General features: G+C 45.8%; 17 protein-coding genes and 2 pseudogenes. 10 read left to right on the top strand and 9 right to left on the bottom strand.

Annotated elements, in window-relative coordinates:
* Positions 1–25: 25 nt before the first annotated feature.
* Entirely contained in the window at positions 26–6,274 is a 6,249-nt protein-coding gene (locus tag K0H79_RS18600; protein WP_220076826.1) for a hypothetical protein, read from the top strand.
* Positions 6,255–6,914, top strand: coding sequence for a hypothetical protein (locus K0H79_RS18605; RefSeq protein ID WP_220076827.1), 660 nt, complete (start codon positions 6,255–6,257; stop codon positions 6,912–6,914). The genes K0H79_RS18600 and K0H79_RS18605 overlap by 20 nt, the downstream gene beginning before the upstream one ends.
* Before the next feature lie 199 nt (positions 6,915–7,113).
* Here the strand turns inward: K0H79_RS18605 and K0H79_RS18610 are convergent, their stop codons facing one another.
* The gene (locus tag K0H79_RS18610; RefSeq protein WP_220076828.1) at positions 7,114–7,446 is read right to left on the bottom strand and encodes a helix-turn-helix domain-containing protein; all 333 of its coding nucleotides are present in this window, start codon (positions 7,444–7,446) and stop codon (positions 7,114–7,116) included.
* 169 nt (positions 7,447–7,615) lie between these two features.
* Here K0H79_RS18610 and K0H79_RS18615 point away from each other — a divergent pair, with 169 nt between their 5' ends.
* The 6 genes from K0H79_RS18615 to cas6f all read left to right on the top strand — a co-directional run bounded on the left by K0H79_RS18615 (position 7,616) and on the right by cas6f (position 14,670).
* Positions 7,616–8,140, top strand: a complete 525-nt coding sequence (locus K0H79_RS18615; RefSeq protein WP_220076829.1) for a hypothetical protein — start codon at positions 7,616–7,618, stop codon at positions 8,138–8,140.
* A gap of 3 nt (positions 8,141–8,143) precedes the next feature.
* The gene (locus K0H79_RS18620) at positions 8,144–9,520 is read left to right on the top strand and encodes a DEAD/DEAH box helicase (protein WP_220076830.1); all 1,377 of its coding nucleotides are present in this window, start codon (positions 8,144–8,146) and stop codon (positions 9,518–9,520) included.
* Positions 9,521–9,639: 119 nt separating this feature from the next.
* Positions 9,640–10,875, top strand: a complete 1,236-nt coding sequence (locus K0H79_RS18625; protein WP_220076831.1) for a TniQ family protein — start codon at positions 9,640–9,642, stop codon at positions 10,873–10,875.
* The gene (locus tag K0H79_RS18630; protein WP_220076832.1) at positions 10,869–12,974 is read left to right on the top strand and encodes a type I-F CRISPR-associated protein Csy2; all 2,106 of its coding nucleotides are present in this window, start codon (positions 10,869–10,871) and stop codon (positions 12,972–12,974) included. Before K0H79_RS18625 ends, K0H79_RS18630 begins: the two co-directional genes overlap by 7 nt.
* Before the next feature lie 8 nt (positions 12,975–12,982).
* Positions 12,983–14,026, top strand: coding sequence for a type I-F CRISPR-associated protein Csy3 (csy3, locus tag K0H79_RS18635; RefSeq protein ID WP_220078203.1), 1,044 nt, complete (start codon positions 12,983–12,985; stop codon positions 14,024–14,026).
* Between the two features lie 26 nt (positions 14,027–14,052).
* A complete protein-coding gene (gene cas6f, locus K0H79_RS18640) occupies positions 14,053–14,670 on the top strand; it encodes a type I-F CRISPR-associated endoribonuclease Cas6/Csy4 (protein ID WP_220076833.1) in 618 nt (205 codons plus the stop codon).
* Positions 14,671–15,438: 768 nt separating this feature from the next.
* Here the strand turns inward: cas6f and K0H79_RS18645 are convergent.
* Together K0H79_RS18645 and K0H79_RS18650 are read right to left on the bottom strand one after the other, a co-directional pair.
* Positions 15,439–16,513 (bottom strand): IS3 family transposase gene (locus K0H79_RS18645; RefSeq protein WP_258405436.1). Its coding sequence is split into 2 segments (ribosomal slippage): positions 15,439–16,279 and positions 16,278–16,513, totalling 1,077 coding nucleotides; the frame shifts between segments, so codons are not numbered across the junction.
* 75 nt (positions 16,514–16,588) lie between these two features.
* A pseudogene (locus tag K0H79_RS18650) lies at positions 16,589–16,741 on the bottom strand (IS630 family transposase); the annotation flags it as partial.
* A 102-nt stretch (positions 16,742–16,843) separates the two neighbouring features.
* Between K0H79_RS18650 and K0H79_RS18655 the strand changes: the two are divergent.
* Positions 16,844–17,113: pseudogene (locus K0H79_RS18655) on the top strand (IS5/IS1182 family transposase); the annotation flags it as partial.
* A gap of 426 nt (positions 17,114–17,539) precedes the next feature.
* Positions 17,540–18,028: a potassium channel family protein gene (locus tag K0H79_RS18660; protein WP_220076834.1), complete on the top strand. Its 489-nt coding sequence runs from the start codon at positions 17,540–17,542 to the stop codon at positions 18,026–18,028.
* 191 nt (positions 18,029–18,219) lie between these two features.
* Here the strand turns inward: K0H79_RS18660 and K0H79_RS18665 are convergent, their stop codons facing one another.
* From K0H79_RS18665 to K0H79_RS18690, 6 genes are all read right to left on the bottom strand, one after another.
* Positions 18,220–19,212 (bottom strand): DUF2955 domain-containing protein, encoded by a 993-nt coding sequence (locus K0H79_RS18665; protein ID WP_220076835.1) that lies wholly within the window; start codon positions 19,210–19,212, stop codon positions 18,220–18,222.
* Positions 19,202–20,308 carry an HlyD family secretion protein gene (locus K0H79_RS18670; protein ID WP_220076836.1) on the bottom strand — a complete coding sequence of 369 codons (1,107 nt, stop codon included), beginning with the start codon at positions 20,306–20,308 and terminating at the stop codon, positions 19,202–19,204. The genes K0H79_RS18665 and K0H79_RS18670 overlap by 11 nt, the downstream gene beginning before the upstream one ends.
* 9 nt (positions 20,309–20,317) lie before the next feature.
* A complete protein-coding gene (locus tag K0H79_RS18675; protein WP_220076837.1) occupies positions 20,318–20,824 on the bottom strand; it encodes a permease in 507 nt (168 codons plus the stop codon).
* Positions 20,825–20,970: 146 nt separating this feature from the next.
* The gene (locus K0H79_RS18680) at positions 20,971–21,306 is read right to left on the bottom strand and encodes a hypothetical protein (protein WP_220076838.1); all 336 of its coding nucleotides are present in this window, start codon (positions 21,304–21,306) and stop codon (positions 20,971–20,973) included.
* 46 nt (positions 21,307–21,352) lie between these two features.
* Positions 21,353–21,724, bottom strand: a complete 372-nt coding sequence (locus K0H79_RS18685; RefSeq protein WP_220076839.1) for a hypothetical protein — start codon at positions 21,722–21,724, stop codon at positions 21,353–21,355.
* 2 nt (positions 21,725–21,726) lie between these two features.
* Entirely contained in the window at positions 21,727–22,092 is a 366-nt protein-coding gene (locus K0H79_RS18690; RefSeq protein WP_258405437.1) for a hypothetical protein, read from the bottom strand.
* Positions 22,093–22,321 lie beyond the last annotated feature (229 nt).

Raw genomic sequence — 22,321 nt, forward strand, 5'->3', positions numbered from 1 at the left:
AGATTAGATCGCTTTAGAGGGATTAATGGCAAAAAACACGGATTTGGTTCGGACGAGTCGTGATGGAGACCAGTTTCACTACTTATGGGCAGCTCGACAATGTTTAAGGTTACTACCTGGAACAGAAAACCTAGTAGCCATAACCATTGAAGGGGCCTCAGAACAGGAATCCAAGAGCAAAAGGATCTCCGATGGAGAGGAAATCATCGATGTCGGATTTTACTTCGGTTCAGAAGATCGTACCGAGGCTGAACGCATTCAGTATGTCCAACTAAAGCACTCAACAGTTGCATCAAATGAACCGTGGACGGCAAGTGGCCTTAAGAAAACGATACAAGGCTTTGTTGCCCGCTATCAGAAATTGCTCGACCACTTTTCCGCAGAAAATATTGCTGAGCGGTTTAGATTTGAGTTTACGACTAACAGGCCAATCGATAAAAAAGTGGTAGATGCATTAGTCGATCTCAAAAGCGATGGTAAAGCTTGTACAGATACCGTGCATAAGACACTGCTGCGCTATTCCGGACTCAATTCCTCTCAGGCATCGGTTTTTTTTAAACTCTTTAACGTTGTTGGCAGCGAGCATGGGCTTTGGGAGCAACAAAACCTATTGGTGCAAGACCTCAGCGCATATCTCGTTGATGCAGACTACGATACCCCCGTCCAGCTGAAAGACCTTGTCACTCGAAAAGCGACCACTGAATTTGAATTTAACCCATCGATTCGGCGGCATGATGTCTTGCGGGCATTAAAGGTTAGCGAAAATGTATTATTACCAGCGCCATGCTTGATCTCAACACCACCAGATACTATCCCCCGAGAGCAAGAAAACTCAATTACACAAAAGCTTCTGCAAAGTAATGTTCCCTTAATCATCCACGCGGATGGGGGCGTTGGGAAGTCAATTATCGCTGCGAGGATCGCTAGGTCGATACCCGCAGAATCTGCAGTTGTACTCTATGATTGTTTTGGAGATGGCCTGTATCGTAGTTCATTGCACTTTCGTCATAGACATGAAGATGGTTTAGTACAGATTGCAAATGAACTTGCCGCCAGAGGCCTTTGCCACCCACTGATCCCGTCGAAGAATGCCGATTCCAAACAGTATGTGCGTGCTTTTAAGCATCGCATAACACAAGCAATCGGTGTATTACGATCCCAAAATCAGAATGCATCTCTTTGCATTATTATTGATGCCGCGGACAACGCGGAAATGGCTGCGGGAGAACAACAAGATCCTGTTAGCTTTGTTCGTGACCTCATCAGACTAGAATGTCCTGATGGGGTAAGGTTAGCTTTTACCTGCCGTACACACCGTCGAACCATGCTTGGAGCCAAAGCAAATTCTGTGGAGCTAAATCTCCAACCATTTAGCTTGAATGAGAGCGCTCTTCATCTTCGGAAGTTCTTTCCCGAAGCTAACGATACAGAGACAAATGAGTTTCATTTTTTAAGTAGCTTTAATCCACGAGTACAAGCTTTGGCACTCGAGCGAAAGGTGCCACTTCGGGAGATACTCAAGGGACTTGGTCCAGAACCTACGACAGTTGAGCAGGCAATTGGAGATTTATTAGAAAGTGCAATTGCCAAACTTAAAGATAATGCAGGAAGTACTGAAGCTCATCACATTGATATGATGTGTAAAGGACTAGCAGTATTACGGCCGCTCATTCCTATTCCAGTGCTTGCAAGGCTCTCTCAAACACCAGAAAGCGCAATTCGAAGCTTTGTGCTGGATTTTGGTCGCCCACTTTTACTGAAAGGCAATAGTCTCCACTTCTTAGATGAGCCGACAGAAACGTGGTTCAGAGAACGCTTCAAACCCAGTCAAGCCGAGATCACTGGGTTTGTCGAACGTTTACAGTCACTTGCCAGTGAGAGTTCATACGTTGCTTCAGCACTTCCACCACTCCTGTTGGAAGCTGGAATGATGAATGAATTGATATCACTGGCGCTAAGTGGCGAAGGTCTTCCAGCAGAAAACCCGCTAGAAAAAAGAGATGTAGAACTTCAGAGGTTAACGTTTTCGATAAAGGCGTCTTTACAGCAAAAACGCTATGGCGCGGCCGCTAAGCTGGCACTCAAGGCCGGGGGAGAGTGCGCTGGAGAGGGGCGACAGAATGCTCTTATACAGAGTAATACAGACCTTGCTGCGAAAATTCTGAGTCCAGATCGAATTGAAGAAATTGTTTCTAGGGGAACTTTTAAATCTGGATGGATGGGAGCTTACCATGCATACGATGCAGGATTACTATCTGGCAAGCCGGAGTTTATTGCCGACGCTTCTAGTCGGTTACGCATGGCAATAGACTGGCTACATAATTGGGCCCGCTCTAAGCCCGATAGAGGGAATCGAGAGGATGTTAGTCATGAGGATAGGGTAGAGCTTGCGTCAGCAATCTTGCGGCTGCGCGGCCCTGGTGAGACTGCGCGATTCTTAAGAGGGTGGAGAAGTCGTTACTTAGCTTTTGATGCCGGTCGAGGTCTGGGTGCAAGGCTTATAGACCTGGGGCACTACGATCAGCTAGATGCTCTTATTGAGGCTACTGGAAATGATATCTGGTTGCTTTTGGGGCTATTTAGCGAAGCTAACTCTGTAGGGCATTCGGTGCCGATAGGCCCTCTTAGGCGTGTATTACGTCTTCTAGGAGATAGAAGAGTAAAGTTAATCGAGTCATCGAACTTCAACGATCAATGGGCGATATTGGAAGCTGTTTGCTCGACTGTTGAGCTTGCGCTAAAAACTGCACCAAAGGACCAAGAATCATGGGGTTCAGTGATTCAGCGCTATTTACCATCGGAGCCACCACAAGATTTCACCAGTCAGTTTGGAAGGACGCGAGTCGGTTTATTAAGAGCCTACGCTTTAAACGCTAATCTTCAAGACAAAGAGTTAGAGTTAGTAGAGGTTGCTCCGAAGGACATCCGACACCAAATCGAGTCCAATAACCACTATAGCCACAGTCAAGAGCTTCGCATGTTAAAACGTGAAGTTGGAGGCCATTTGCCTTGGGTAAATCTGTTCTACGGCCTTGCGTGTGGGAGAACCCCAAAGAATCTGGAAAGTTCTATTGAGCAAGCTTTGAGCCATTCCAACTCCTGTATCTCCTCTATCTACAGCCATGATTCGTCACTTATTCAGGTTATTGCATTTGAATGGTTGAGAATAATCATCAGTGCATCTGTTATAAATGAGCAGCATCTAAGTAAGTTCACAGCATGGCTCAAGAAAAATGAAGGTGATATTTGGCCTAATACCCTGACAAACTTATGTCGTCTTGCAGCTCGGACAGAGGGTTTAGAGTCACTTTCATTTGACTTATCCGTCAGTGTTTTCGAACGTTTAGAGAAGTCTCGGGAGCATGCTGAGTCTCGGGTTGAGTCATACGTAGAACTTGCTCGTGCGATCTACCCATTAAGTACTGACGAAGCTAGTGCTTATTTTGATCAGGCGATAGAAATTGCTAGCCGCATAGGTGATGAAAATATAGATCGCTGGTCAGCATTCCTTCATTTGTCTGAAGCCGCAGGGGAGCAGAATGCCCCTCGTCCCCGAACCGCTTATCGCCTTTCTCGTTTAGCCGAGCTTACATATGAATACGTAGCTAGAGATAAACACTTCGATTGGGATCGTACAGCCGAGTCTCTTGTTGAGCTTTGTCCTTGCTCTGCATTAGCTATTCTTAGCCGTTGGCGGGACAGAAGGTTTGGTAATTCTGACAGGCTTCTTCCGATAGCTATCTATCACCTTTGCGCCTTGGGGCACCTTCCCAAATATGCGCCCATTGTTTTGAGTGGGATTCATGCTGAATGGAGCAGAGCGAGGGATCTTGAACAGGCTGTTGTCGAATGTGATTCAAAGTCTCCACTGGTGATTTTTGATATTGGCTATCGCTATGTTCGTGTAAGTACAACTCAAAAGGCTAAGCTTATCGAACTAAAAGAGTTAGGAAAATCTATAGGGGCGGCGCTCTTTGACATTGACCGACTTATTGCTAACGAAGCCTCGAATAGTAGCGATGTTGAGGAGATTGCAGATTCGGAGCGTGCTCGCGATGAACAGAGCATTAACTGGGGAGATGTCTTTGCCAGTACAGATTTTAGTTGCCCTGATTCACTGCGTATGGCTTACGAGACTGCACGCCAACAAGGAACCTCTATCTATTTGGACTCATTTTTTAAGGCTGCGTTTGAGCATGTCCGTATAGGCAAAGAGTCACTGTTGATCAAAGCTATTTGCAACTGGCCGGACTTTGGCATCTATACAGTAAGGTACCTGCTGGATGCGCTGTCTTTGAGGTCCAAAAAGCAGATATCTACAAAAAGATCAATTAAAGAAGCCGTGCTGATTGCTTGCCGACGGAACCCTGAAAAGGTTTTTAGACGTTCTTGGTGGCAGCCGATTCCATTTCAGACGTTGTACGACGATGGGCTAGTTACAGATGAGGAAGTTGTTCAGGAAACTCTGACAGGCTTTGAGTCACAAATAAAAGATCTTGATGCAGGTGGACTCTTTAAATTGCTAGAACCTCTTGCAGCAACACTTAGCCCTGATGAAGCTGATGAAGTGCTGCACTTCGGCTTTGATTTGCTCGAAGACATTCTTAACGAGGAAGATAGTGATGGAGCGTGGCGTGCAGAGTTGGCGCCCGCTGGATCTGTTGAATCAGCTGTTGCCGGATATGTATGGGCGGGTCTGGGCTCACCTGTTGCATCAGAACGCTGGGAGTATGCACATGTGGTTCGAGCTCTAGTTGAGCTTGGTTGGGTGGAAGTGCTCGAAGAGCTGACGCGCTGGGCCGATCAAGATGAGGCTTTTCCTTATGTAGATGGAGGCTTTGAATTTTACCTGTGGCACGCAAGACAATGGTTACTTATAGGGCTTTCTCGCGGAGGTTTAGAAAACCCATTTGCATTGAATTTAGCAGCCGACTTTTTATGCCGCATGGCAAACTTAAACCATGTATTAATTCGAGAATTTGCTGCCCAGGGGATAAGGATTTTGGTTGACTCTGGATACCTGATGAAGGACGACGTATCTGGTTTGATGGTCGCCAACAAGCCTGCTCTATCTGAGAAAACATACTCCGGTTGGAATCGTGCAGAGCCAGATGATGACGAGGAAGAAGACGTTGCTTTGAGTGACGATGAGCGCTATTTCTTTGGAATTGATATCGGGCCATATTGGCTTGAACCATTAGGTCGGGCCTTTGGGATTGCTCAGGATGCCGTTGAAAATAGAGCAAGGAGCGTATTGCGAAAGCATCTAGGATGGAATGGAAAGCGTGGATATGAGCAGGATGCTAGGGGGAAGAAAGGCATTTTTAATGACAGAGAAACTTCACACTCCCACGGCAGTATGCCAAAGACAGATAGTTTGAAGACCTATCAATGTTTTCACGCAATGATGATTGTAGCTGCAGATCTGTTAGCACAACGTTCCGTTCTTCGAAATATCCATGAAGAAGCCGACGAGTTCCAACAGTGGCTTGAAAAGTATCAATTGACTCGCAAGGATGGATATTGGTTGTTCGACAGACGAGACCCTCCTATTCAAAAGAATTGGTCAGCACCTGAGGGTAAAAACAGGCAAGACTGGAAATGGGGCATTACTGCTGAATATTTGGATGGAAAACTAAATGCAGATGACGGCGGGTTGAATCTATGGGGTCACTATACCAAGTACTCGGATAGCTACAGTGAAGTGACAAAAATACGCAGTGCTCTTGTATCGCGTTCAGGTGCTGGAGCGCTGGTAGTGGCGCTGCAGACATCGGCGGAGCTAGAGCAGTATGCCCTACCAAGTGCCAACGGGGATGACTGTCTTCAGATGGGTGAATTGACCTTGAAGGGATGGGTTTTTGACGATGATGTTTATGCTCGCCTGGATGAGTATGACCCATGGTCAACGAATTTGGCATATCCGGGGCCGATGCCATCTGCAGAAGTTAGTGAGCTAATGAACTTGAATGCATCAGCTGATGGACGTCGTTGGTGGGCAGGGAAGGATGGTCTGCTTCGAAGTCAGTCTTGGATTGAAGCATATGGTTACGGGCGGGATGAGGAGATGGTCGGTAGTACCAGCCTCAGTGCTAGCCCGGAATTCATTGAAGAGCTTCTGACAGCCTACCCAACTGAGTGCTTGATCATCAGTGTAGCCGTTAGCAGAACAGTTCCTAAGTACGAGGAAAGTAGTGAGGAGCGTATGTCATATCACCAACCGTACGTTCGATTTTACTTGATGGAGAAAGATGGTGTCGCTAAATCAATCTGAAGCAGTCATCGAGTTAGGGAAGCGCTTAGTCACTCAGTTGAGCATAGACAACCACGATATATTGTCTTCCTGGATGGCTCATCGTATTGCAGAACTGATAAAGGAAGCCGAGAAGTGCGCTGATGATTCGGAAGTCGCTGAGGCTTGCTCTACAGCAATTTTGAGTTTGTGGGAGCATCGTTCAGCATTACCGAAACACCTACGCCCATTAGGTGACCTCGAACCGGTGATAAGAACATTAGTAGCACTTGGTGTTAGCGATGATGAGCATCATTTCTACCGCCCTGCTCTTCGAGAAGCGGCAATTGCCGATGTTGAAGGCGACGTAAAGGAGTGGCTCGATGTGGCCATTGGGCTCGACTACTCAGCACGTTTACTCATCAGATATGCCTTGAAAAATGCAGCAGAAAAATCAGTACTGAAAGCTGAACCATGGGTTCAACTGGCTCTGGAGGCTGGTGCTAATGAAGGCGCAGAGGCCCTACTTGTTAAGTTTACGCTAGATAAAGAGGTTAATAGTGAGTTGGAGACAAAGAAGGCTTACCTGCAAGAAAGACTGTCAAGACTGAGAGGTTTTGTAGCTTTAGCTTCGGAGGCAGTCGAAAGCATTGAGGCAGAACTGGAAGCATTGGAATCTTAGCTTTCCGCATTGCCTACATATCCTAAGGAATTAAGATCAAGCACGGAGGCGATCTATTTACTACCGTACTGAATCCGCGATTTCGGTTACCCACCATAGGGTAACTTTTCTTTATGTTCGGATGCCTTGTTAAAGGGCACCCTAAAATCGGGTAACGGTCAGCTCAGGTTTGAGCTTGTATAAAGTAAGTGCCGTTTCGTTAACACTGCTCGGTGTCGGCCCCATTTTGCTGATGCTTAATGGACTCCAGCAGCGCCTTCCTTTGCTCTTCTGACATAGCTTCAATCAATTTTACCAACTCAGCGGCACTCTCTGTCTGGCAGAAAAAATAGGCCACAGATACGCCCAATTCCTTCGCCATGCGATCGAGGGTGTCATAGTCCGGCATGTGCCGACCCTTCTCGTAGTGGTTCATACGGCTACTGGCCGTCCCCGGGTCCATGCCGAGCCGCTGCCCCAGCTCTTTTTGGCTGATACCCAGCTTTGTTCTTGCAGCCTTGAGACGTGCAGGTAAAGGATTTTGATTTCGCACTGACGGAACATAATGGAGACCTCGGTACTTAGATTGTCTAAGTTTTACCTGATTAGGTATACTTAGCAATCCTAAGCTTTGCTTATTGTGTTGCCTTCTCAGTCCTCATGCGAAGACCAACTAGGCTGAAGGCGTTAATGAACCCGTAACCACTTGAAGAGGATATTTTTTGGCACAGCTATCAAAGAGGCTGGATCCCAACTTGGTTTCATTGTTGGTTGAAGCTCCGGCATCCGGAATAACAATTCCGTCACTGGTTGATGCATACGAAGCCCGGTACACGGATCATGGCCACAGCTCCAGAATCCAACTCCGACAATGGCTGGGCAGGCGCCTTGCTTACCTGATGAAGCACGGCTTAGTGAACAAAACCAAAGAAGGTAAAGGGTCAGCACTCTATGTTGTAACTGCGGCATTCGAGACAATGTTTTATGAAAATCAATCGGTAAAACCTGAATCAAGTTCGATCCAAGAAACCAACATCGATGAACTTATGCTGCGGCTCAGCCAATACCATGTCGATATGCTGGCCTATGCTGGTGAATGCAAAGAATACCAGCTACTGGTAAACGAGTTCCCGCATTTGCGCCCCAACATAGAGCGGATGCACCAAGCTGCCAAAGATAAGAGTGCCGAACTGGTAGGACAGATACGCGCCATTAATCGCATCCTCCAACAATCTACAAAGAGCTGAATCATGAAGTTACGCAAATGGCAGGCAGAATGCGTAGAACAAGCGCTGCAGCATTATCGCTCACAACCGCACTTTTTCTGCCAAGCTACGCCCGGTGCTGGAAAAAGTATGATGGCTGCAGAATTGGCAATACGTCTGTATCAGACTGATACGATTGATTTTATTCTTTGCTTTTCACCGTCAGTTACTATTGCATCCGGTCTCGCACGAACTTTTTCTGACCGCTTTGACTTGCCGTTCGACGGCAAACTAGGTGCGATAGGTGGAGCGTATACCTATCAATCCATGCCACACCAAGATGAGGAATTCTGGGCTCTCCTCGATCGCTATAAAGTGTTTGTCGTATTTGATGAAATCCACCACTGCGCGGGTTCAGATCTGGGCAATGCCAACAAGTGGGGGGCAGAGATTTTGGCCAAAATCCAACACCGCGCCGCATACACCTTAACCCTAACCGGTACTCCATGGCGCTCGGATATGCGTCCTATTGTGCTGTCGCCGTATGGTAATAACGGCATCACCTGTGACTATACCTATGGCCTGCAACGAGCCGTAGCGGAAGGCGTATGTCGCAAGCCCAATATTGTGCTCATCGACAATGAAAAACTGGTGATTCACGATACCGGAAATACACAGGAATTTTCGGGTATTGAGGCGCTACTGACCGGCTCAAACACCGCCTACCGCAGTATCTTGCGCAATCATAACGCCTTAAAACATTGCTTAAAATTAGGCATAGAAAAATTGCAGCAACTACGCAGCAATAACGCCATGGCCGGGGGATTGGTTGTAGCATCTTCGGTAGCTCACGCGAAAGAGATTGTTGCGCTGCTCCGTGATGCATTTGGACTGTCGGCATCACTGGTTACCTACCAGGAAGCGAATCCACAGCAAATAATCGAGACTTTCCGTCATAGTAATCAACCATGGATTGTGAGTGTGGGGATGATTAGCGAGGGCACTGATATTCCTCGTCTTCAGGTTTGCTGCCATTTAAGCAATGTCACAACGGAACTCTACTTCCGTCAGGTACTGGGAAGGGGGATCCGCATGACAACGGATTGCGATGGCGAAACCTGGCTGTATACCTTTGCCGAACCCAAGATAGTTGATTATGCCAATAGAATTGCCGAAGACTTACCGGAACATCGGGTATTGTTTACAAGCAGAATAGAAGCCGCGCCAAGTGAAAAGCCACGCAGTGCCAGCATTGTTGGTGAAGCCATTTCATTGGATTACTTAGATGTAGATTGCCGGATAAGTCTGGCAGAACCACTTTTCGGCCCGGCAACCAGTCCAACCCATAAGCTCGCTGCCCTGCCCACCTTAGAATTTCTTGGTTCCTTTCGAAACAGGCTGTGCGGATTAATCTTGGCATAAGGTGATATCAGGCACCATTGAATGCAAAAACTGAAGACTCTTAAGCAACAATATTGCTTGATATGTGCCCACAAGGCCTTTAACTTAAACTTAGGATTGCTTAGTTTCCAGGTCAAGTAATGGCATTTCTCTTTGCTCCCAAATCCCGGGCCTTCAGTGATGAGGCGTTGGAAAGCTATCTGCTGCGCGTAGTGAATGAGAACTTTTTTGATACCTACGAACAGCTAAGCTTGGCCATACGCGAAGAGCTCCATGAATTGGACTATGAAGCTCACGGTGCCTTTCCGGTTGAGTTGAAACGGCTCAATGTTTACCACGCCAAGCACAATAGCCACTTTCGGATGCGGGCGTTACGTTTGATAGAAACCCTGCTGGGCTTACCCCATAACGAACTTCACAAACTCGCCTTGCTTAGATCAAGCCGGCTGTTTTTGGGCTCTATGGTCGCAGTTCATAGAAACGGTATCGATGTCCCATTGAGCTTCATTCGATACTCTGCTGACCATGGCGCAGAAGCCGTGCCAATATGCCCTCAATGTCTGGCAGAAAATGCTTACATCCGCCAAACCTGGCATCTAAAGCCCGTCATCGCCTGCGCAAAGCATAAATGTGAGTTGCTCCACCATTGCCCAGAGTGCCACAGCAAGATCAACTACTTGGACAACGAATCCATTACCCATTGCCCCTGCGGATTCGAGTTCGCCACGGCCGCGAGCATTAAAGCGAAGAACGAAGCAGTCTCTGTGGCTCGTAACTTATTTGCCGATGCATCATCTCCGAAGCATGACGCCATCTTCTCCAGTGCTTCTGCCACACATCGACTGGCAGCACTAGCTTGGTACCAAAAGAGCCATAATAAGGATATGCAGGCCGTGGTTATGGAGGTTGAAGGCTACTTTGGGAGTTGGCCCAAACAATTCCACGATTGGTTGGACGAGATGACCAAAGGGGCAGAATTTAGGTTGATTGATTTGTTTAACCATACAGCATTTAGGTCTATTTATGGTGACCTGATATTACGTTGTCAGTGCTTAATCCCAGAGGACAAAACGCCGCATTTTATCCATCAGGCTTTGGTGGAATACCTCTGCAACTTAGTCGCGGCTCATCCTAAGTCTAAAAAAGCGAACGTAGCTGACTTACTGATCTCTGTGAGTGAAGCTGCCGTTTTGCTATCAGCCACCCACGAGCAGGTTTACCGGTTGTACCAGGACGGAATACTAACATCTGGGTTGAGGCAAAAACTGCATCGACGAATTGAACCTGATGTCGGTGTTTTTTACTTGAGACAAGTCATTGAGTACAAGCACAGTTTTGGCGATAACAGGCAAAGAGAGTACGCTTCCTCATGGTAGAACAAACTAACTTACACTCGCTGCTCGAGATTGCCGATGTTGAGGACCGTAACGTCGCGTTAAGAAGAGCCTTTAGTTCCTTTACCCCATATGTGGATGTCACGAATAATGAAGTGGCTGCACTTGCTGTATTGCTTAATCTTACCTTCCCCAAAAAGCTTGTAGACAATCTGCTGGACAAAAAGCTCGCAAAGAAGACACTTGGTAACGACAAGCACATTGATGCCTGTATCAGTGAAGTAAAATGGCTGCATACTCATAACCTTAAGTATCCAGATATCCGTGTTAGTAAACAAAGGTTAATTGCACAGCATCCACCGATGCATCAAACGGTTTTAAGCAGCGCCAATTGCGGTCAAAGCTTTGGCTGGTCGCATGATGCGGCGAAGGTAAATCTGGCAAAGTTATTCACCTGCCACTTCAAATGGGAGGAAGAGGTTTACTGTCTTGCTACCATTTTGCTTCACCCTCCAAAGCAGTGGAAAGCCGCCTTTCAGGCTTTGGGGATGCCGACAGCCAAATTTCAAAATTTGTGTGGCCGGGTTATTGGGTTTCTGCCTGCAGATGATGTTCCCCAAATCGTTGACAAATATTCCTCTCAGGTTCGTATGCCCTACCGTGATGGTTATATAGCACTCACGCCTGTTGCCAGCCACGCACTGCAAGCCGAGTTACAACAAGCAGCCACCAATAAACTAGGCCGATTTACCCATATCGAGTTCACCCGGCCCGCAGCAGTTAGCGAGCTTGCTGCATCTCTTGGAGGGAGAGTGAGAGCATTACACTACCCCCCACCAATTCTGCAGAAAATTATGGGGCTGGCCCAATTCAGACTCTCAATGGTCCAGATGGGAAAGCCCGTCATCGATAACAAGCGACTTTCACAAAGCCAGTTTCTATCTGCACTGGAAGGCCTGTTATCGCTGGGTTCAGCCTTGGCATTAAAGCAGAGAAGGCAACAAAAAGTTGCCTGCTACAAACGGATAAGAGCAACACTTACTGCCTGGTTGGCACCTCTGGTGGAATGGCGATTTGACTTCAAGGAAAGCGGCCTGTCAGTAAATGAACTGGAAAGCATTCGTGGAACAATCGAGTATCAGTTTTTAAACAGCACTGATGACTCAATCAGTGAGCTGCTGACACCATTGCTTAGCATGCTCCACACAGCGTTATCCCATTTGGCTGCAACTCAGAAATTCGCCTTCCATCAGCGTTTGATGCCTGCCCTCAAGAGTTGCATGAACTGGCTACTGGTGAACTTATCAAAAGGGCCAGATGTGCCGGAAACAGCCTCAGAACCCGCAAAAAATCAGCGGTATTTATATCTAAAAGGCATACGTGTATTTGACGCTCAGGCGTTATCCAATCCTTACTGCGTTGGATTGCCTTCTCTAACTGCCGTTTGGGGAATGATGCACAATTACCAAAGACGGCTAAACGAACGGCTCGGCAGTAACCTCAGAATGAGCTCATTTGCGTGGTTTATTCATCGCTACTCTGCTGTGCCAGGAAAGAAACTACCCGAACTTGGCATGCAAGGGGCCAGAGATGCTCAATTCCGCCGCCCGGGAATAGTTGACGGTCGGTACTGCGATTTAGAGTTTGATCTTATTATCCACATTGACGGCTATGAGGAAGACCTTGCACGATTGGACAGTCAGTGTGGTCTAGTTATGTCGAGCTTCCCTGCGACCTTTGCCGGTGGAGTCATGCATCCGCCCGAACTAAAATCGGCCAAACAATGGTGTGAAGTCTTTAAGTGCGAAGAGGCACTTTTCACCTTACTTAGGCGACTGCCAATGTCAGGAAAGTGGATCATGCCAGCAGAGCACTCATTGGATACGCTGGATGATTTATTACAGCTACTCAAACAAAATGCCTCTTTATGTCCGGTGATGTCTGGTTTCATGCTGCTAGGCTCCCCTGTAGGCCGAGAGGGGGCCTTGGGGACTCTACACTGTTACGCTGAGCCTGCTTTGGGGGTGGTTGAGTGTTCGTCGGCAATTGATATAAGGTTGCAGGGAATGAGTCACTTTTTCAAAAAAGCATTCTGGATGCTCGACGTAAAAGAGAACTCCATGCTCATGAAACGGATCTGAGGGTGCCAATGGAATTATGCAACCTATTAAAATATGACCGCTCCCTATATCCAAGTAAGGCAGTCTTTTTCTACAAAACAGCCGAGAATGACTTTGTACCGCTCGAAGCAGTCATAAATCGTATACGAGGCCAAAAGGCTGGCTTTACAGAGGCCTTTACCCCTCAATTTAAGCCGAAAAACCTTGCTCCCCAAGATCTTGCTCACAGCAACCCAATCATTCTAGAAGAGTGTTACGTCCCCCCAAATATCACCCACGTCTATTGCCGTTTTTCCCTGAGAGTGCAGGCTAACTCACTTAAACCCTCAGCTTGTAGCGACCCTGAAGTCTTTACCCTACTGGAAGACTTGGGGAAAACATTTAACGCATGTTCTGGCTATAAAGAGCTGGCGCTGCGGTACTGCAAGAACCTGATGCTGGGGACTTGGCTTGGTCGAAACCAAAACACCGGAAACACTGAAATTGAGATTTTAACCACCACAGGTCATTGTTTGAAGGTAAGCAATACCAGGCGGCTTGCTTGGGATAGCCTCTGGCCTGATGAAACTCATCAAGCCTTGAACGTGTTAACCGAAGAAATGCACGAAGCACTGACAAACCCATCTGCATTTTGGCATGCAGACATCACAGCAAAAATTGAAACTGCCTTTTGCCAGGAAATCTATCCAAGCCAGCTTCTTATAGACAAAACTCAAGGCGAGGCGTCGAAGCAGTTTTCTAAGGTCAAGTGCATTGATGGCCGCGATGCCGTGAGCTTTAATTCGGTCAAAATTGGAGCGGCCATACAGTCTATTGATGATTGGTGGGCCGATGAACCATCTAAACGATTACGGGTCCACGAGTATGGTGCCGACAGGGAACTGGGAATAGCTCGTCGCCCACCAGAGTCAGAGCAAAGCTTTTACTCTCTTTTCGTCAATTCGGAGGCGTATCTAACCGAGCTTAAGCAAAACCACGAAAACTCGAAGTCACCCAGCAATCCTGATATTTACTATTTGTTTTCTGTACTGATCAAAGGCGGCATGTTTCAAAAAAAGGCTGAGAAGCAATGAAATCAACGATTTAAAAGAGAGTTTGCATGCAACGATACTATTTCATTGTGGAATTTATACCGAAAAGAGCCAATCTGGAGCTTCTGACTGGACGATGCATTTCAGTCATGCATGGGTTTATTTGCAAACACAACATCCTGGGCTTGGGAGTCAGCTTTCCTTCCTGGACCGAAAAATCAATCGGGGCGTCAGTTGCATTTGTCCATGTCGATCACGATGTATTAGCCGAACTTAGGTCACAATCCTATTTCCAAGATATGCAACAAGTTGGATTCTTCCGGCTCGGTGCAGTTTCAGCTGTCCCCAGCAATTGCAAAGAAGTGCGGTTCAAACGCAATCAAACCATTGCCAAGATTTTTGCCAAAGACAGTCGGAGACGTTTAGCACGGTTGAAAAAGCGAGCGGAGGCCAGAGGTGAACCCTTCACGCCTGCCATCCGGAACCACGCCAAAGAACTAGACCCCTTTCACTGCGTGGCGGTGAGCAGCGCAAGCACAGACCAAGACTTTTTACTTCACATACAAAAAGAGACTGTGAATCAGGCAACATCGATTGAATTTAATCAATACGGGCTCTCGACTAACCAAAAGTTCAGCGGAACCGTGCCAGATCTGAACCCATTCAAGCCGAACGATACCCGTTAACTCTTTTTTGTGAGCAACGCTTAACCATTTGAATTAATTTAATTTATCCCCGCATCGTCTTTAGATGGATAAAATAGGATAAATTTATCAAACTATTGAACAGCATTGGAATTTTAGATAGTGTTCATAGTGAACTGCCGCATAGGCAGCTGAAAATAGTATTTGCGATGTTTCTTCCTTAACGTAATCGTGAACTGCCGCATAGGCAGCTGAAAATCTTTACACTCTCTTCGCAAAGCTTCAAAACGTGTGAACTGCCGAATAGGCAGTTGAAGATAAAAACAATCGTTTCGATGTTTAAGTTAAGGCACGCGTCTGCCGAATAGGCAGAGTTTGTTCAACTTACATAATAAGTGAAAGATGCCCTCTCTCGAGAGGGCATCTTTTTATGGGTATGCGGGGTCAGATTCTTCAGTGCCTTGGTCGTTCAGGCGACTTATGGATATACTGATTGTGTATAGCCTTGAACCTGATCTCGTATCGGAGGTGATTATGACTACAGGTGTAATTTTGACATTGGCAGGCGTACTGATCGTTATCGGTTTTTGCATGCTAGGCTACATGGCTCACCATCACGGTTAAACGCTACTCTTTCCTTCATAGGATGCTCGTAGGGCTATCCCCTCGTTAAAAAGACTAACCTCACCGTAAAGCTCATGGCAAAAAGGCCCGCAAGTAGCGGGCTTTTTTATGATATCGATTTGTTAGAATGCAGGCTTGTGACCTTTCCCCGAGATTAGTACCAATCCCTTGATGAGATTTTCCAGCTTATGCTGCCTGCTTGGCATACTCAACAGGCGGCATGTAGTTCAGTGAACTATGTGGGCGAACTTGGTTGTAGTGTTCGCGCCATAGCTCGATCTCGTATCTGGCTTCGTCCAAGGTTCTGAACCAGCACTGGTTCAGACATTCGTTCCGGAATTTGCCATTCAGGCTCTCCACAAAGGCATTTTGCGTAGGCTTTCCTGGCTGAATAAAGCTCAGCGTGACGCCTGTTTCCTTACGCCAGAAGAACATTGCCTTGCTGGTAAATTCTGTCCCATTGTCGCAAGTCACCTTGTTGGGTTTGCCTCGCTCTTCCATCAACTGGTCCAGGAATCTGCTTACCTGCTTGCCACTGATGGCTACAGAGACTAATTGACCGACCATTTCCCGCGAATAATCATCCATAACATTCAGTACCCGAAAGCGGCGACCATTGCTGAGTTGGTCTGACACAAAGTCCATCGACCAACGTTGATTCGGTTCTATCGGCACCTCTATAGGCTGCCTTGGCCGAGTTAGCTTCTTGCGCTTCTTCGTTCTGACCTGCAAGCCTTCCTCCGTGTAGAGCCGATAGGTTCGTTTGCGGTTTTTGACCCAGCCTTCGCCTCTGAGCAAACCATGCAGCATCAAATACCCATAGCGAGGATATTGCGTCGCCAGCGCCTTCAGTCGCTGTCTGAGCCCGTTGTCAGCCTTTGCCATGGGCTGATAGCGAAACGCAGTCCGGCTCAACCCAGCCAGCTTGCAGGCCACACGCTCACTGAGACTGAAACCTTCAATCAAGTGTTGAGCAACAGGCTTTTTTGCCGCTGGCGTTACCACTTTTTTGACAACACATCCTTCATGCTTCAAATTCCAGCATCTTGTCGGCCAGCATTTTTTTGAGCTTGTTGTTCTCGACCTCTAACTCTCTCAGCCGCTTCGCTTCATTTACTTCCAACCCCGCATACTTGCTGCGCCAGTTGTAGAATGTGCCCGTGGATATGCCCATCTCTCGGCAAATGTCATCGACCTTTGCCCCTGCCTCATGCTGTTTGATGGCCTGAATGATTTGTTCTTCGGTGTAACGTTTCTTCATGTTGAGATCTCCATTGGCTCCAGTGTATTGGAAATCTCATCAATGTCATGGTCTTAATTTTGGGGGAGAGGTCACGCCGGTGATGTGCTGAACTTGGGTAACCGGCAGCCCTTGATGCAACATCAACATCGCCATCAAACGCCTGGCAAAGTGCTTATCATTGGTTTTTTGAATCAATTTTTGCATGCGCTTGCGTTCAGCGCGGCATAGTGGTGCTAAGATGGCCATTCTCAGTCCTTGGGCGAGTGGTGGGTTTGTTTGGCGATAGATCTGATCGCTCAAACAGGACTGAGTTCCCTTCCTGTGATCTACTATTTGGAACAGCTATTTAGGTCGAATGCGGGTTACTGGTCCAGAGGGCTTATTCGCGATGAGGCTGTGGAAGCGCTCAAAGCAGGCAGTCTATCAGACTGGAAGCAGCAACATGAGTACGGTAAAAGGTCGCTAGCGGAAACCGCGATGTACCGATACAAACAACTGATAAGCCCGACCCTGTCGCTGCGAGACTACAATGCCCAAGTTGGCGAAGCCTTAGCCGGAGTTAAGGCCATGAACAAAATGCTGAGCTTGGGCATGCCTTCAAGGGGCGCTGGCCGTTAAACCGAGCTAGATCTTGGGGCAGTTGCTATCCGCGCAATGATTTGATCAACAACGCCCTTTTGGCATAGTGAGCACACTTAATGAGTCACTGTCGCCGGATGAAGTAGTGGCGATTCAGTCATCGACTTTTGCTGTTTTATGGCCTTGATGATTTGATCAACAACGCCGGTATCGAGTATAGTCAAGCCTGATCTGGTACATCTTAGCATGAGGCATGTTTCTCTTTTTTTAAAAATACAGGTTTTTATTATGAAAATTAATATATCTGAGAGAAATAACTTCTTCTATTTCCTAATATCTATTTTAATTGTACTTTCCTCACCAGTCATATATGAAATCAGTAATAGCTATTTTATTTTCAACATTTCAACTGCCCTTGGGTTCCTGATTTGTATTTTAAGCGTTAGGTTTAATACTAGATTCATTATGATCTTAACTATTTGTTTAGGATCTTGGATTGCTTTAGGGATTTTAAAATTTTTTTGGATGAGTCACGAGTTTGTTATAGATCTATTAAAACTATCTATTTCTACAATTTTCTTTTCTTTTATATTTTCCTTAGCTGCGAGGCAAGTATTGTTTAGCGGCCATGTTGATTTAAATAAAATAGTTGGCTCTTTGTCATTATTCTTAGTTTTAGGCCTGATTTGGTCATTTTTGTATTTAATTATTTTAAAGCTAGACTCAGATTCGTTTTCTGGTATATGCTTACAATCTCAAAATACGGACTTCAGCAATGCTACTTACTTTAGCTTTGTTACACTAACCACACTGGGCTATGGTGATATTACGCCGAGGTCATCATTAGCAAAACTCTTAGTTTACTTAGAGTCTGCGGTTGGGATTTTTTATATGTCAGTGGTTGTTTCAAGTTTAGTTGGTGCAAGCTTAAATAAAAAACAAATTGATATATAGCTGCCTTTATTTAAAAAATCCTTAGTCTATTTTAAACCATGAATGCATACTTCGAAAGTATTTTCATTTTTATTATGGTTCTTAAAAAATTTTAAAAATTAGCAATGCAACTACGGCGAATTTCGGATTAGAGTAAAAGTCAGTATTTTGTATAATGAGTAGCAAAAGTGATAGCTTATAACTATTTTTAGTCATTCAATTTTTTTAGGATACAATACTATTAAACTCATAATTCCAAACAAGACTGCTGAAAACACGGAGCTAAAACGAACTAGGTCGTCAGAAATTGCACTGATACTCGTTGAAGTAATCCCATAGAAAACCAAAACAACATAACTGGAATACAGTAATTGAATTGAGTTGTAACTGGCTTTGTTGGAGACAGCATTAATACCCATAAATAACGCACTAATCACAGCGACTCCCAGGGTTCCAACTATATTAGCCTGCAATAGGCTCATTACTAGCGGTGGAATTGCATAGAGTAAACTAGCGTATGTAGTAAGTAATCTTCTAAAGCCATAATCCTTACCAATGCTGGGATCTGGATCTTTAATAATTAAAGCTACAATGATGGTTATAATCGTACTTTGCTCCATGTCCAACTGGATGCTACATACCATCATGGCCATAACAATTATCGCCTTCAAAAGCGTTTGCCAATCAAATAGATATTTTATTTTCGACGATACTGTTTTTTCATTTACAGAAAGTGGATCGCCGCCAGGAAATAAAAAATAAGCAAAATAAGCCGTAAAACCTGCGATAAAAATATTTTCTAACAGTGCCATTGGAATTTGTTCAACACTGATTCCTTTTTGACGGGTAAAAACTGCAATCATCGCCGTAGAAACAATGAGCAATATTGCAAACACATCTTGTGGATTCTTCTTAGTCCGCTCCATGCACCAGTAAAAGACTCCAAACAATAGCAGGTAGTAAAGATGCACATAATCGTTCAACAGCCCACTCATTTTTGCCTGAAACCAAGCTGTAATGAACAAGACCCCACCCATTATAACCACCATGACAATCGGTGGTGGTTCGTGAGTTGTGGTAAGAAACACAGCGCACATGGCTGGCGCTAATAACGGTAAATCGGTTCCAAACACATATTGCCAAAACAGTAATAAAACTGGAAATACCGCAACTCTAATGATTGGGTTTGCTGCACTACGATACATAGCTGATATAACTCCATGCCCAGATCCAGAAATCTTGCAGTCTTTCACCTAGGTAGTTTTCATCAGGATAGAAACCAACAACTGCACGACCACCATATCTTAGCTGAAGATCATCGGGCAGTTGGGTAAACTCAATATTAACAGGAAAGCGTTGTGCTTTTGCACTGCTGGTTGGTGAAGTCATAAGTCCATTGCTGGTATCTTGTGCAAGGCTGCCATTACCGCTGCTTCCCCAACCAACAGACGATATTATTCCTTCATATACTTCACCAGGATAGGCATCAAATACAATTTTAACTTTATCACCTGTTTCTAAATGAGCCAGAGAATTCTCTCTTACCATGGCGGTCAACCACAGATTACTGTTATTGATAAATGTAAGAAGAGGTTGACCTATACCCGCATAATCACCAACCGCAACATCCATATTAGTTATCACACCATCTGCAGGAGCGAGAAGTATAGTACGGTTGAGATCAAGAAGAGCTTGCTCTTGCCGATTTAGAACAGATTGTATCTCTGGGTTGTCTATTCCTCTTGGACCAAACTCTTGTTTTGCTTTTTCTAATGCAGAGGATGCTTGAGCAAGTCCCGCTTGTGCGGTCTCCAGTTCAGCGATGATGTCATCCATCGAAGCTTGGCTGATAGTGCCTTTTTGCGCCAAAACACGATTACGTTCTACGTTTTTCTTTGCATTCTCAACCTTAACACGAGCCGCTACTTCATTAGCTTGGGCGACACTGATCGCAGCTGAATCAGCCTCATACGATTGTGCTGCTTTTTGTAACTCCAACCTTGCAGCCTTAACGGCTAGTTCAAAGGGACGCGGGTCAATCGTAACAAGTGCGCTACCAGCCTTTACTGAACTATTATTGGTAATATGCACTTGCGAAATAGGCCCCGAAACTTCTGGGCTAATTCTGATCAATTGACCATTAACTCTAGCTTGGTCTGTCATGGGGGTAACACGGTCTGCCCACAGAGTGTAAAGCCAAAGAATGGCAAAAAGTGCAAAGATATAGTAAGTGAATGAACGAGCTTGGCTTATTTTCTTTTCGCTTTGCTCAGAACTCATTTTGACGTTATTTTCTGACATGAGACTTTCCTATGCTAATTCACTCGTATTATTTTTCAGTAAATTGACCTTTTTATAGATGATACTTTCCTTGGTTCTTACCTCTACGGCAATTGTGATAATGAAAGCAAACAGTCCAATCAATCCAACTGCAACAGCAGAAGATACCGACACTTCACCTGCATATTTGGTCCAGATTACAGCAAGAGCAACAAACCAACCGAATAGAGCCGCTGCGTGCATTATTGCTATAGGAACGAGGTGAGACCAAAAACTAGTATTTATGTTTTTTATATACTCTGGGTAAGACTTTTTGAGTTGATGAATAAATATCATTGAAGTGATAAGAGATAAAATAACCCCTAAACCAAATGTCAAAGAGATCGCTTGCCCCCATACGGTCACCTCAGAATTAGTGATCAAGTTAAGTGACATGGGGACACTATCCATTCCCTTAAAATGATAGGTTGCGATGTATCCATTAATGGCTCCATTCACCACGCCACCAACTAATGAATCTTTCACTTTAATATCCACATTTAGTCCTTAAAATTCTATTCAAATCCTGTTGTGGACTATAGCAATAATGCCGGGTTCATTACACCAATACATCCACTAACCAGAAGTCGAAAAGAGCATACGAAGTATGCTCTTCCACTACAATCCCGACAAGGATAGTTGCATTACTTGTCTTCAATCGGGGTTAAGCCTTTATTGCGGCTTTCTATGGCATCATCAAGATCGAATCCTGAACTGCGCCAACTCTGGGCCTCTTGCGCAGTAAACTTTTCTTCACCCCACTCTGTGGCATCTTTCAAATTAAATCCGGCGCGATTCCAATCTGATGCATCCTGCGCGCTAAACCCTTTCTGATACCACTTTTGTGCGACCTCGGAGCTAAAGCCTGCAGACTTCCACGCAGATATTTCGTCAGAATTCATACCAGACCAATCTTTCGGAATCGAACTGCAAGCGAACAACACAACACACATTAACAGGCTGGAACTGATTTTCAGCATAACGCCTCCTCGGAGTGACAGTTAACACAAACACCTTTTCAACCGCTTAATCATCGTCATTGGCAATGGCTGATGCGACACCGATAATTGCAGCGCCAACAATCACGCCACCTAAAATATCGTTGTTGTCATCCCATCTGTCACGGCGAGCTTCACGCAACTCACGGCGGATCTCGTGCCGGGCTTCGCGTTTCTCCCTGTTGACCTCGCGGTAACCTTCGCGAATTTCACGTCTGGCACATTCTCGGGTTTTACAGCGCATCAGTTCACGTTTGGCTTCCCGCTTTTCGCGCTCCACTTCTCTGGCGCCTTCGCGAATTTCGTGACGAACCTCCCACCGGCCAGCACTCGCGAGGGGCGACCAGACGCTGGAACACAGCACCAATGCCAACAAGGGCAGCATGACCTTAAGTTTCATGGTTATGCTCCTTTTCCTTTACGAAAGGACGCAACCCGCTCTTCATAGCGCTTTAATACTTCAGTGCACTCGTCAACTTTGAGCACGATATTACTGCCATAACCAAAACTGGCGGCAAACAAAAATGCCCGGTCGCCACCCAGGGTGCGCGAGATTTCACTATTGATGTCCATCGCTTCCCGCTCCAGCGCATCTTTCTGCTCCGTTGCCACGCAGGCAAGAGCAAGGCCGGTCATGTAACCGAACTTCTTTAAACCCTCATCAATTTCGGCTTCCACTTGCAGCGGGTCGACCGGCTTTTCGTCTGCGTAGACTGCAAATGTTGCGGCGGCTAAGCTGAGCATTGTTATCTGTGCCATCTTCAACATCATTTCTCTCCATCAGTTTGTTTAGGCGAAAAATTTGTTACACCCAAGAAGACTAGCAGTGATTAAAAAAACATCAACCACAACAAGGGATGACATCGAAAAACTACGCTCGAAAAGACTGCGTCGCCTTTAAAAACTGTGCTCACAAAGCCCGCCACCGCCGCTCCATTCCACTATCATGCCATCATCAAGCCACCATCAATGCAACCATCCCACCTGCCATAACCAG

The organism is Shewanella sp. FJAT-52076 (assembly GCF_019457455.1).
GTDB classification, from domain to species: domain Bacteria; phylum Pseudomonadota; class Gammaproteobacteria; order Enterobacterales; family Shewanellaceae; genus Shewanella; species Shewanella zhangzhouensis.

Coding starts and splice junctions, on each gene's coding strand:
- K0H79_RS18600 (WP_220076826.1), top strand. CDS start 26: ATGGCAAAAAACACGGATTTGGTTCGGACGAGTCGTGATGGAGACCAG.
- K0H79_RS18620 (WP_220076830.1), top strand. CDS start 8,144: ATGAAGTTACGCAAATGGCAGGCAGAATGCGTAGAACAAGCGCTGCAG.
- K0H79_RS18625 (WP_220076831.1), top strand. CDS start 9,640: ATGGCATTTCTCTTTGCTCCCAAATCCCGGGCCTTCAGTGATGAGGCG.
- K0H79_RS18630 (WP_220076832.1), top strand. CDS start 10,869: ATGGTAGAACAAACTAACTTACACTCGCTGCTCGAGATTGCCGATGTT.
- csy3 (WP_220078203.1), top strand. CDS start 12,983: ATGGAATTATGCAACCTATTAAAATATGACCGCTCCCTATATCCAAGT.
- cas6f (WP_220076833.1), top strand. CDS start 14,053: ATGCAACGATACTATTTCATTGTGGAATTTATACCGAAAAGAGCCAAT.
- K0H79_RS18660 (WP_220076834.1), top strand. CDS start 17,540: ATGATCTTAACTATTTGTTTAGGATCTTGGATTGCTTTAGGGATTTTA.
- K0H79_RS18665 (WP_220076835.1), bottom strand. CDS start 19,212: ATGTATCGTAGTGCAGCAAACCCAATCATTAGAGTTGCGGTATTTCCA.
- K0H79_RS18670 (WP_220076836.1), bottom strand. CDS start 20,308: ATGTCAGAAAATAACGTCAAAATGAGTTCTGAGCAAAGCGAAAAGAAA.
- K0H79_RS18680 (WP_220076838.1), bottom strand. CDS start 21,306: ATGCTGAAAATCAGTTCCAGCCTGTTAATGTGTGTTGTGTTGTTCGCT.
- K0H79_RS18685 (WP_220076839.1), bottom strand. CDS start 21,724: ATGAAACTTAAGGTCATGCTGCCCTTGTTGGCATTGGTGCTGTGTTCC.
- K0H79_RS18690 (WP_258405437.1), bottom strand. CDS start 22,092: ATGTTGAAGATGGCACAGATAACAATGCTCAGCTTAGCCGCCGCAACA.